11 protein-coding genes are annotated in these 12,230 nt (G+C 44.4%); 6 read left to right on the top strand and 5 right to left on the bottom strand.

Annotated features, from left to right (window positions below; translation table 11 throughout):
• The first annotated feature begins 392 nt into the window (after window positions 1-392).
• Window positions 393-1,064, top strand: coding sequence for a hypothetical protein (locus tag QZV24_RS08845; protein ID WP_294523028.1), 672 nt, complete (start codon window positions 393-395; stop codon window positions 1,062-1,064).
• A gap of 37 nt (window positions 1,065-1,101) precedes the next feature.
• On the top strand, window positions 1,102-1,287 hold the full coding sequence (locus QZV24_RS08840) for a DNA-binding transcriptional regulator (RefSeq protein ID WP_294523025.1): 186 nt from the start codon (window positions 1,102-1,104) through the stop codon (window positions 1,285-1,287).
• A gap of 122 nt (window positions 1,288-1,409) precedes the next feature.
• Here QZV24_RS08840 and QZV24_RS08835 read toward each other — a convergent pair whose 3' ends face one another.
• The 5 genes from QZV24_RS08835 to QZV24_RS08815 form a co-directional block, all read right to left on the bottom strand.
• On the bottom strand, window positions 1,410-2,201 hold the full coding sequence (locus tag QZV24_RS08835; protein ID WP_294523023.1) for a hypothetical protein: 792 nt from the start codon (window positions 2,199-2,201) through the stop codon (window positions 1,410-1,412).
• A gap of 65 nt (window positions 2,202-2,266) precedes the next feature.
• Window positions 2,267-3,151, bottom strand: coding sequence for a DMT family transporter (locus tag QZV24_RS08830; protein ID WP_294523021.1), 885 nt, complete (start codon window positions 3,149-3,151; stop codon window positions 2,267-2,269).
• A 77-nt stretch (window positions 3,152-3,228) separates the two neighbouring features.
• Window positions 3,229-4,038, bottom strand: a complete 810-nt coding sequence (locus tag QZV24_RS08825) for a MetQ/NlpA family ABC transporter substrate-binding protein (protein ID WP_294523019.1) — start codon at window positions 4,036-4,038, stop codon at window positions 3,229-3,231.
• Window positions 4,039-4,161: 123 nt separating this feature from the next.
• On the bottom strand, window positions 4,162-4,815 hold the full coding sequence (locus QZV24_RS08820) for a methionine ABC transporter permease (protein WP_294523017.1): 654 nt from the start codon (window positions 4,813-4,815) through the stop codon (window positions 4,162-4,164).
• Window positions 4,784-5,842, bottom strand: a complete 1,059-nt coding sequence (locus tag QZV24_RS08815) for a methionine ABC transporter ATP-binding protein (protein WP_294523015.1) — start codon at window positions 5,840-5,842, stop codon at window positions 4,784-4,786. Before QZV24_RS08815 ends, QZV24_RS08820 begins: the two co-directional genes overlap by 32 nt.
• 374 nt (window positions 5,843-6,216) lie before the next feature.
• Between QZV24_RS08815 and glpA the strand changes: the two genes are divergently transcribed.
• The 4 genes from glpA to glpK all read left to right on the top strand — a co-directional run bounded on the left by glpA (window position 6,217) and on the right by glpK (window position 11,998).
• Entirely contained in the window at window positions 6,217-7,842 is a 1,626-nt protein-coding gene (gene glpA, locus QZV24_RS08810) for an anaerobic glycerol-3-phosphate dehydrogenase subunit GlpA (protein WP_294523014.1), read from the top strand.
• On the top strand, window positions 7,839-9,080 hold the full coding sequence (gene glpB, locus QZV24_RS08805) for an anaerobic glycerol-3-phosphate dehydrogenase subunit GlpB (RefSeq protein ID WP_294523012.1): 1,242 nt from the start codon (window positions 7,839-7,841) through the stop codon (window positions 9,078-9,080). Before glpA ends, glpB begins: the two co-directional genes overlap by 4 nt.
• A 19-nt stretch (window positions 9,081-9,099) precedes the next feature.
• On the top strand, window positions 9,100-10,332 hold the full coding sequence (locus QZV24_RS08800; RefSeq protein WP_290655554.1) for an anaerobic glycerol-3-phosphate dehydrogenase subunit C: 1,233 nt from the start codon (window positions 9,100-9,102) through the stop codon (window positions 10,330-10,332).
• Window positions 10,333-10,498: 166 nt separating this feature from the next.
• Window positions 10,499-11,998, top strand: a complete 1,500-nt coding sequence (gene glpK / locus QZV24_RS08795) for a glycerol kinase GlpK (RefSeq protein ID WP_294523010.1) — start codon at window positions 10,499-10,501, stop codon at window positions 11,996-11,998.
• Window positions 11,999-12,230 lie beyond the last annotated feature (232 nt).

Here is a 12,230-nt window from a genome sequence, read left to right as displayed (position 1 = left end):
ACGCAGCTGTTTATCATGTAGAAAAAGAATAATAAAGTGTAATAGAAACCGGGCTTGTGATTACAGCGGGAATGTAATCACGAGCCCGGTTTTGTAATTCAAATTCTAAAATCTGCTTTATTATTTGCTTTTTTTAATAGTTCTCGGCGATTCGAGGGCGGCTGGGTGTGGGTGGTGACCGAATATTATCTTTTTTTAATGCAATAATATTTAGGAAAATATATAATTAAATAAACATATAGATGAATACAATATATTGTTTTGGACGGTATTATAAAACAAGATGTAGTGGATGAATCAAGGGGCAGAAATGGTCCATTGTTCAATACAGAGTGGAAAAAACAGCTACTGGCAAAACAGATATATGATAATTTATGGAGGAGGAAAAAGTGATGAGACTTAAGAATTGCTTCATGTTAGTATTATGTATGATGTTCCTATCTAATACTTGTTATGCATATCAAAATATAAATGTAAATACTATGTGGGAGCAGTTTAATAAAGCAATACATTACATTAACAATAAGGTTAATGGCAATCGTGTCCAATTTGAGGGATTATACATTAGTACTACTACAGATAAAGATCTTCTTATGGAGTATAATGCTATTCGTTCTTATCCCAATGCACTCCAGGCAACACATTGTTATTCTTCAAATTATGTAGATAAATCGGCAAATGTTGTACGCCCTTTTAATAATGATGTGTGGTTGCTGTGCAATGAAAATAATGATGTAAGACAATTGATTTATCATATTGGATATTTTAGCGAAACAGAGTCCTACAAAGATGGATATATTCTGAAATATAGGCGTAATTCAAAACCATATATATGGGCAGCTCAAGCATTAATGTGCATGCTGGGCTGTTTTGGAGAAGATGACAAAACAACATTGGATCAGGTAACACCATATTGTGCTGAAGCATTAAAAAACAATTCTGATATCATCGGTACAATCACTTCTAAAAATGGAGAAAAATATATATGTGCTATACATAAAGGGATAACCGCTTTGGGGATGCCGACGATGACTGTTAGCATATCGATGCCGCCAGATGTCTAAATATGTATTATTGTTCAACGAAAAAGGAGGCATTATTATGAGCAACAAAATTAAAGAATGGCGGACATTATTGCGACTGTCACAGTCGGAGTTTGGCAAGCTATTATGCGGTATTCCGCAGAGAACAATCCAATCCTGGGAGTTGGGGGAACGCACACCACCAGAATGGGTGCTCGGCTTGATTAAATCCCATATACAAAGAGAATTGCGGAAGGTGCATTAACAGTAAAAATGCCGGAATCGGTTTCACTCAATTCCAGCAAAATTATGAAATATATAGTTATTTATTACCATAGAAGATGATATTTACAGAGATTTTTCACAGGTTCTTAAATCATTTTGCCGTTAATTGGCAGTAAAAATCTTATAGGAGTCCCAAAGCATATCGTAGGCTTTGCCACGCTGGAGGAGGGTCCACAGTTTTGTGGTATCCATCCAGCCGATACTGGCATAACCGCTGTCAACAGCATTTAGGCGGTTCTTGGCGATGTCATTATATGCCTTTTCACTGATTTCGGTTGGAGATGGCTCTGGCACATTGCTTTCGGCTGCTATCTTCAGCCAGCCCGGAGTGTAATAATGCACGGTTTCTGTGCCATCATATCCGGAAAGCTGCCAGGTCTTTATGGCCAGCTCCTCAATCATCAGGTCAGGATTTATGGAAATAGCATATTTTTTGATGGTGGAGTCATATTCTCCATGCATCCGCTGGTCTTCGAAAATGTAAAAATACAGATTTTCCTCCGGATTTATATAGAGCTGAGGCTTGGCGGCCTTATCCGGCAAGGAGAAAATGTCCGGATAATCTGTTCCACCCACCATATATATCCCCCAGCGGCGGGTCCATTTTTTCTCCATCAATTCCTCACATTTTAGTTGTGGAGCACCTTCCAATCCGCCTTCCTTGGCCGTTAAGATTTCCAAATTTCCGTCATGGTTTAGGTCCGTAACAGCATAATGCCACTTGTTCCAATCCTTGTCCTGTGCCTGTGTAATAAACCAACCAGTATCATCCCATGCGGTCTGACACAAGATATCAATTTGATGCTCAACTTTCATGGGCGCCGCTGAAAGGGTGCCTGCTATAAGCATCGCTGCACAAAAGAAAATACCTGCTATGCGGAATTTTAATGACATGAAATGTACCCTCCTTTTTAATTACTCTCCTGGGGGCACATTCGACAAAGCTATGTCAAAATCCTTTATACTTTCTTTATCTCGCTGAATACAGCTGTACCGATTATCAGCACTGCCCCCAGGATGCCGGTGGCAGATAAGGATTCCCCTAAAATCAGGGCGGAGAGGAACAGGGCGCTTATGGGGTCAATGTAACCGCAAAGGGCTACTGATGGGGCGGATAAGGTTTTCATGCTGGAAAAATAAAGAACGAAGGCTATGCCGGTGTGCACTATGCCAAGAATTAGTATAGATATAATGGTTAGGCCATCTGTAGGAATTGGTTTCCAACCGTCAATAATGAAGAGATAAGGTATTAGGGCTATGATTGTGCCGGACAGCTGAATGAAGGTTTTATGATAGGTATCTATTTGATTTATCCGTTTGTTGATAATGGCATTAAGGGCATATAGCATTCCTGCGCTTAAGCCAAAGATAGCACCTTTTAGCTGGGATAAATCTATGGAATCCATTTCGGTAATGCCTGAAACTAACACCATACCAGTGGTGGTAAGGCACAGTACAATAATTTTGCCCAGGCTCATTTTGTCCGGTAAAAACAAGGGTGACAGTAATATAACAAGGGCCGGCTGCATATAGTAGCATAAGGTGGCAATCGGTACAGTAGTATAGTTTATGGCTTCAAAGAAAAATATCCAGTTGAAGCCATACATGGCTCCGGCCAGAAGTAGTGTGGCCACAGTTTTGACCGGTATATGGCGCATACCGGTTTTTTTATAGTATAAAATAAGAAACAGCATGAAGACCGTTCCTAAAACACCCCGAAGAAAGGCAAGAAAATCGGATGGAACAGGGATGTAGCGTCTAAATACACCGCTGGAGCCCCATATAAGCATGGCGGCAATGACCATTAAATATGCTTTTATCTTATTGGAAGGTTCCCAATTCATTTTTATCACAATCCTAAATAAAGGCCGCTGGCCCTTGGGACTGAACCCGTGAGCCGGCGGCCTCGCTTACTTATATATTAGAATGCTGCTACTACAGCACCTGCATACTTTTCGTTGATGAACTTCTTAACCTTTTCAGACTTCAAAGCCTTAATGAGGGCCTGGATTTCTGGACGGTTTTCGTCACCGGTACGAACAGCAACAATGTTTACATAAGGAGAAGATGCATCCTCAATGAAGATGTTGTCCTTAACTGGATTCAGCTGCACCTGCATTGCAAAGTTACTGTTGATAACGGCTGCATCAACATCATCCAAGGTACGAGGTACCTGAGCTGGTTCCAACTCCTGGAACTTGAGGTTCTTAGGATTGCCTACTACATCATGAACAGTTGCACTGATGCCCACGCCATCCTTCAGTGTAATAAGACCAGCCTTGGCAAGCAATGCCAGTGCCCGACCACCGTTGGTTGGATCGTTAGGAATAGAAACAGTTGCCCCGTCCTTCAAATCCTTCAGGTTTTTAACCTTCTTGGAATAAATACCCATTGGCTCGATGTGGATACCGGCAGCATTTACCAGCTTTACTTCCGGATGCTGCTTTACAAAGTCCTCGAGATAAGGAATATGCTGGAAGTAGTTGGCATCCAATTCCTTGTCATTCAGGTTAAGGTTAGGCTGTACATAATCGCTGTACTCTACAATTTCCAAAGTTATGCCGTCCTTCTTCAGATCATCCTTAATCTGTTCGAGAATTTCCGCATGAGGAACTGAGGTAGCACCTACCTTGATAACCTTGTTCTGACCCTGCTTGTTGTCAGCACCACAGCCAGCCAAAGCCACGATGGCAAACAGCATGGTGGTCAAAATCAGTAGAAATTTCTTCATGTTAATCCCCCTTGTCTTTCCTTCAATATATTTAATGCGTTGCTGCGCATCAAATCAATATTTTTAACCTATTATAATGGTAGGTAATTGGTTTGTCAACAATAATGTGATTTTATACCTCAATCAGCGTTTATCCAGCTTTTTCGCCAGCTGATTACCAGCGAACTGGACGGCCTGAACCATTACAATCAGAACCAATACCGTGGCAATAATGATTTCCGGACGAAATCTCTGGTACCCGTAGCGGATGGCCAAATCACCCAGACCACCCCCGCCTATGGCACCGGCCATGGCAGATTCACCAATAAGGCTGATGATAACAGTAGTTAGCTGGGCTACGATATTAGGCATAGCCTCTGGCAGGAATACCTTGTAAATTATCTGTAACGGAGTTGCGCCCATGGATTGGGCCGCTTCAACAATCCCGTATGGAATTTCCCGGAGTGATGTTTCCACCTGACGGCTGATAAATGGCACAGAAGCCAGTACCAAAGGTACCATAGCAGCTGTTGTGCCAATAGCACTTCCTACGATAAATCTGGTCAGTGGAATAATGGCTACCATCAATATAATGAATGGAATTGAGCGAATGGCATTTACTATAGTGCCAATAGCCCGGTTAAAGGGAATACATTCCAGAATCTGTCCCTTGGAGGTAGTATGGAGTAGTACCCCCAGTGGTATGCCCAGGATGGTGGAAATAATCATGGATACGGCCACCATATACACCGTTTCACCCAAGGCCTTAGTGAGCAATGGCAGAATGTCTGCGGACATAGCCTATCACCTCCACCTTAACTTTTTGCTCGTTTAAATAATTTGTGGCAGCTTCAATATCTGCCTCACTGCCATCCATGCCGATTATCAGTCGGCCGAATGGCGCACCCTTTATGTCATCCAGACTGCCAAAGAATAGGTCGGCACTGACATTGTATTTCTTTACCAGATTGGAAATAATCGGATCATTGGCGGTTTCCCCAATAAAGGTAAGCCGCATAAGCAGTGTCCCATCCTGAATTGGCTGACGGGAAATGGCTGCTTTCCGGAAATCCACCGGCAAATCGTTGCTGAGCAGCACACTGATAAATTCCTTGGTTATAGGTTGCTGTGGATTGATAAACACATCCAGCACCTGGCCCTCCTCGGCGATAACCCCTTTATCAATAACGGCTACCTTGTCGCATATTTCCTTTATTACCTGCATTTCATGGGTAATAACCACCACAGTCAACTTCAGTTTGTGGTTTATATCCTTAATCAATTGCAGGATGGATTTGGTGGTTTGTGGGTCCAGGGCAGAAGTGGCCTCATCACACAGGAGAATTCCCGGCTCACTGGCCAAGGCCCGGGCAATGCCGACACGCTGTTTTTGCCCACCGGAAAGCTGGGACGGATACTGGTCTGCTTTGTCACTGAGACCAACCAGCTCCAGCAGCTCTTTGACCTTTTTTTCGATGTCCTTTTTCGGTGTATTGGATAATTGGAGAGGAAAGGCAATATTGTCAAATACCGTGGCCGAGGAAAGGAGATTGAAATGCTGGAAAATCATGCCAATTCCCTTTCGGGCAGTTCTGAGCTCTGCCTCACTCATGGCAGTCATATCCTTTCCATCTATGGTAACCTTACCCTTGGTAGGCCGCTCCAACAGATTTATGCACCTTACTAATGTAGACTTGCCGGCGCCGCTTAATCCAATTATGCCGAAAATTTCGCCTTTATTTATATGAAGGCTGATATCTTTTAAAGCATGAACCGGACCGGCGGGGCTGTCATATATTTTTTCTATATGTGATAAATCGATCACTATAGTCACATCCCCGTAATTTTTTCTATACAGTTTCACATTATATATTATTTTTGGGCAAAATCAAAGGAGCAATGTAACATATTTTGTTTTTTTTACACTCTGAAAGAATAATGTTGCTAAATTAAAAATTATGTAAAATTTTGTGTAGGAATTTTTGGAAGTTGTTTGCAGGATTTTTTTATTGTCATTAAGTAAAATCTGTCTGTTAAGTCTTATTTTTTATTGACAAGGTCAAGGATAATGGTATAAGATTAGCGTGTGATTGAAATTTTGTAATTTTCCCACTTTAAATAATGTGCGATTGTTCAAAAATTCAATCGAATTAGGGGAACCTGATTCTTAATGTGTATTTATGAAAATGGGGGATTGTTATGGTAAAGGACAAAGCTACGGTTGTCATTGTCGGCGGCGGAGCTACAGGCGTTGGTATCCTGCGTGACCTCTCTATGCGTGGCATAGATGCCTTGCTGATTGAGAAGCTTGATATGGTTAATGGTGCCAGCTCCCGCTATCATGGCCTTCTGCACAGCGGTGCCCGCTATGCGGTAAGAGACCAGGAAGCAGCAAGAGAGTGTATTGAGGAAAATACCATCCTGCGTCGTATCGGTAAGTCTTGTGTTGAGGCTACTACCGGTATGTTTGTACAGGTTGAGGGCGACGACCCTGATTTCGTTGAGCCTTGGCTGAAGGGGTGTAAGGAAAGCGGTATTTCTACTCGTGAGCTTAGCAAGGAAGAGGCTCTGCGTTTGGAACCAAATCTTTCCCGTAAGCTGGTTGTTGCTTATGAGGTACCAGACGGTGCAATCGATGGCTTCCGTATGTCCTGGCAGAATGTGCAGTCTGCTGCTCGCTATGGCGGCCGTTACAAGACCTATACTGAACTTATAAAAGTTAACATTGAAAATAATACTGTTCAGAGTATTACTGCTCGTGACAATGTTACCAAGGAAGAATATGACATCGAATGTGAGATTCTGGTAAACGCTGCTGGCCCATGGGCTGGTAAGGTTGCTGAGATGGCTGGTCTGGAATGTTCCGTAAGCCCTTCCAAGGGTACTCTGATTGCCTTCAACCAGAGAATTTCCAACCGGGTAGTAAACCGTCTCCGTAAGCCATCTAACGGTGATATTTTCGTACCACATGGTTCCATTACCATTCTTGGTACTTCTTCTATTACCGTTGAGGATCCGGAAGATACTACTACTTCCTGGGATGAATTTGAAGAGCTCATGAAGACCGGTGAAGGCGTATTTGAGCATCTCCGTGATTATCGTATCCTTCGCGTATTTGCCGGTTCCCGTCCATTGTATGTACCAAAGGGTGCTGATGGCGGCCGTAACGCTTCCCGTGGTTTCGTAACTCTTGACCATGAAAAGGAAGATGGCCTGAAGGGCATGATGACCATCTGCGGTGGTAAGTTCACTACCTACCGTCTGATGGCTGAGAAGTTCTGCGATGTTCTGGCACCAAAACTTGGCAATACTGCTAAGTGCCGTACTGCAGAAGAGGATTTGGTTCCGGAGGTTTCCGTTGCTGATAAGAAGGCTGCCCGTCAGTACTTCCCAGCTTACGGCGTAAACTTGTCGGCAACCCGTTTGGGTACAGAAAAGTTCCCAGAGGTTGTTAAGACTTTGAAGGAAAATCCTGAGTCCCGTGAAGTTATCTGCGAATGTGAGAATGTTACTTTGGCTGAGCTTATGCGTATTGCCAAGGAACCTACCAGCCACAGTGTAGCTGATGTTAGAAGAAGAACCCGTCTTGGCATGGGTACTTGTCAGGGTAACTACTGTGCTCTTCGCAGTGCTGCAACTCTTAATAAGCTGTTCAAGGACAAGCTGGAGGGCTGCAACGATTCCCTTAGCGATATGAAGAACTTCCTCCAGGCAAGATGGAAGGGTATTACCCCTGTAATGCTTGGCAAGACTCTGCGTGAAGCTGAAATGACCAGAGGTATGTATGAAGTGTTATTTAATGTAAATGGGGGTAGACGGGGATGAGCAAATCAGATGTAGTTGTTATCGGTAATGGTTTTGCCGGTTTAATGTCAGCTCTGGTTAGCGCTGACCAGAATAAAAAGGTAACACTGCTTTCCTACGGTGCAGGTACTTTCCCGCTTAACAGTGGTGTTATAGATATAATGGGTTATGATGAGTCCGGTAAGGCTGTAGCTAATCCGCTTCAGGCTGTAGCTGCAGTTGATGCTGACCATCCATACAAGAAGATTGGCACCCAGACTCTTGAAGAGGCTGTAAAGTTCTTCCAGGATACGGTTGCCGCTGAGGGCTTCCCTTTCATTGGTTCCCTCAATGAACAGCAGTGGCTGGTTACCGGTGTTGGTACCCTGAAGCCATCCTGCTTAATTCCAGAGTCCATGCAGGGTTCCAAGTGCTTTGATGCTTCTGAAATTGTTATCGTTGGCATCAAGGGACTGAAGGATTTCTATGCAGATATGGTTGCTGAAAATCTGGCGAAGGAGCTGGGTAACGACAAGAAGTACACCGTTGTTACTGTAGATATTCATCGCAAGGGCGAGCGCGACCTGACTACCAGAGATGTTGCTTTCTGGATGGACAGCGAAGCTGGTTACAAGGATTTTGTTGCTCAGGTTAAAGAGTATGCTGGTTCTGACAAGGTTATCCTTGTACCACAGATTCTTGGTACCAAGGGCAATGTTGTATATAAGAAGATCGTTACAGACCTGGGATGCCCAGTAGTTGAGACTACCGGTATGCCACCATCTGTAAACGGTATTCGCCTCCGTGATGTACTTCTCAGTGCATTGAAAAAGAAGGGCATTCGGGTTATCGAAAACTGCAAGGCTGAAAAGGCTGAGATTTCTGGCAGCAAGGCACTTTCTGTTGAGGCTGGTGGCGAAGTTCGTACCCAGACTTACAGTGCTGATAAGTTTATCCTTGCTACTGGCGGCTTCTACAGCGGCGGTATCACCATGCGCGACTTCGGTCAGGCAAAAGAGGTTCTCTTCGGTCTGCCGGTTGCTGCTGATTGTGTTGAGGACAGATGGGTTAACAAGCAGCTGTTCTCTGACAAGAAGCAGACCTTTGCGAAGGCTGGCGTAAGAGTTGATGAAACTCTCCGTGGTGTGGATGAGTCTGGCAATGTAGCTCTTGAAAATGTTTATGTTGCAGGCCGCAACCTGAGTGGCTATGATTTCTGCTTTGAGCATTCCGGCAATGGCGTTGCTTTAGCTTCGGCTTACAAAGCTGCCAAGGCTTGATTGAAAGGAGTATTATATTATGGAGTTAGAAGAGAGAGCAAGAGATTCAGCTGATAATTGTATTGCCTGCACATCCTGTGTTGCTGCATGCCCAGTTACCAAAGCTAATCCTGATTACAAAGGACCAAAACTCGTAGGTCCTGCTCATAATCGTATGCACTTTTCCAATGATTTGGGTAATTTTGATGATTATGAGGAAAGCCTGAAGTTGTGTTCCAACTGCAAGAACTGTGATATTACCTGCCCTAACGGCGTTTCCGTTGCTACCTTGAATATGTTGGAGCGTGGCAAGTACTATAAGGCTCATCCTGAGAAGCACACTCAGGCTGACAAGATGCTTAGTCACAACTTCCAGATGGCAGATCTTTTAAAGAGCATCCCAATGGGTCGTACCTTTGCCAATATGGGTATGTCCATAGGTGAAGCAATGGGTATGATGGGTGCTATGGGTATTGCACCACAGCGTCATTCCCCAAGATTTGCTACTACTTATTTCAGAGAGATGTTCAAGGACATCAAACAGCCTGAGGGCTTGACCAAGGAAGTGTTGTTCTTCCCTGGCTGCTATATCGATACTAATGATCCTGAGGTTGGCGTTGCCTTTGTTAAGGTTATGAATGCCAATGGATACAAGGTTCTGATGGATGATCGTTTCAAGTGCTGCGGTTCTCCATTGGTTGTTGGCGGTTACTTGGATGAGGCCAAGAGCCATGCCGATAACAATGTGGCAATCATAAACGAGTATGCTGCAAAGCAGATTCCGGTGATTGCATGCTGCACTTCCTGCTCTTTGATGCTGAAGGCAGAATACACTGAGCTCTTTGCTGAGGAAAAAATGGCCGAGGCAGCCAAGAATGTATATGATGCATTCGAATTCCTCACTATTCTTGCTGACAAGGGTGAGCTGAAGCAGGTTAAGGTAAATACCGACAAGAAGTTCCTCTATCATGCACCATGTCATCTTCGGGCACAGGGGATGGGGACCCCGGCTGTTGATTTGCTGAGAGAAATCGGCGTTGACATTGATACTGCTGATGCAGGATGCTGCGGTATGTCCGGTTCTTATGGTTTCCATAAGGAAAACTATGAGACTTCCATGAAGATTGGTTCTGAGCTCTTTGATAAGATCAATGCCAGCAACCCTCATAAGGTTGTCTGCGATTGCGGTACTTGCCGTGAGCAGATCAGACATGGCACTAATGCAAAGACCACGCATCCAATTCAGGTTTTGGCAAAGGCTTACGAACAATAAGCCACAAAATTTAATGAGATGAGTCCGGCAGATTTCATTAAGGGAGATAATGAGGGGAACTCCAGCGAGGGTTCCCTGCAGCCTGGCTCTATCATAGAAATACTGGCAGGATTTGAGAGAGGTCTTGCTGGTAAAATGCAATATTTTTATAAGGGGGATATTTTAAATGTCAAAGAAGTATGTTATGGCGTTGGACGCTGGAACAACAAGCAACAGAGCGATCATTTTTGATGAAAACTCTAAGATTGTAGGTGTATCTCAGAAGGAATTCACTCAGATTTTTCCTCAGCCAGGTTGGGTTGAGCATGATGCTGATGAAATCTGGAGCACAATGACTACAGTTATGAAGGAAGCTCTGGAGCAGAGCGGTCTGAACGCTAGTGACATCTCAGCAATCGGTATCACCAATCAGCGTGAGACCACTGTTGTATGGGACAAGAACACTGGCCGTCCTGTATACAATGCAATCGTTTGGCAGTCCCGTCAGACTGCTGATATCGCTGAGGGTCTGAAGAAGCAGGGTCTGACTGAGGAGTTCAAGAACAAGACTGGTCTGACTATTGATGCTTATTTCTCCGGTACTAAGATTACCTGGATTCTGGAGAATGTTGAAGGCACTCGCGCTCGTGCTGAGGCTGGCGATCTGATTTTTGGTACTATTGACACTTGGTTAATATGGAAGTTGACTGGTGGCAAAGTACATGTAACTGATTATTCCAATGCTTCCCGTACTCTGATGTACAACATCAAGGAATTGAAGTGGGATGAGCAGCTCCTGTCTTATCTGAAGGTTCCAGCTAAGATGCTGCCAGAGGTTAAGCCTTCTTCCTGCCGCTATGGCTTTACTGAGCCATCCATCCTTGGTGCTTCTGTACCTGTATCTGGTGCAGCTGGTGACCAGCAGTCCGCTCTGTTCGGTCAGAACTGCTTCGAGCCAGGTATGGCTAAGAATACCTATGGTACTGGTTGCTTCATGCTGATGAACACTGGTACTGACATCTATGATTCCAAGAACGGCCTGGTTACTACCATCGCTTGGGGTCTTGATGGCAAGGTTGAGTATGCTCTCGAGGGTTCCATCTTCGTAGCAGGTTCCGCTATTCAGTGGCTCCGTGATGGCGCTCGTATGGTTGATTCTGCTCCGGATTCTGAGTGGGTTGCCAAGAAGGTTCGTGACACCGCAGGTGTATATCTCGTTCCTGCATTCGTAGGCCTTGGCGCTCCATATTGGGATCAGAATGCCCGTGGTATGATTATTGGTATTACCCGTGGTACTACCAAGGCTCATATCGTTCGTGCAACTCTTGAGTCTCTGGCATATCAGACCAAGGATGTTCTTGGTGCAATGGAAGCAGATTCCAACATCAAGTTGGCTTCCTTGAAGGTTGACGGTGGTGCTGTTGCCAACAACCTGCTCATGCAGTTCCAGGCTGATATTCTGGGCGTTCCTGTTGATCGTCCTCAGATTATCGAGACTACTGCTTTGGGTGCAGCTTATCTTGCTGGTCTTGCTGAAGGCGTATGGGCTAACAAGGAAGAACTGAAGACTGCTTGGAAGCTGGATGTTCGCTTCGAGCCTGTAATGGAGAAGAGCGAAGCTGACAAGCTGTACAAGGGCTGGAGAAAGGCTGTTAAGCACTCCATGCACTGGTTGGATGAAGAGTAATAGTTACTCTGGGGTTTCAGCGTAATTGCTGAATTAGTTAGGATTCAATATCTGGTACCGGTTTATAAGGGGTACCGGTACCAGATATGAATTATAGTATTCATTCATATTTATTTAATGAAAGAGGGATTTAAAAAATGGACAATTTGTTAGGCGAGTTTATGGGAACCATGGTTCTGATGGTATTTGGTTGCGGTGTTAACGCAAACATGACTTTGGCTAAGACCTGCGG

This window comes from uncultured Anaerovibrio sp. (genome assembly GCA_902786545.1).
GTDB lineage: Bacteria > Bacillota > Negativicutes > Selenomonadales > Selenomonadaceae > Anaerovibrio.
Note: the sequence above shows the minus strand (reverse complement) of the source record. Positions and strands in the feature narration are given on the sequence as shown.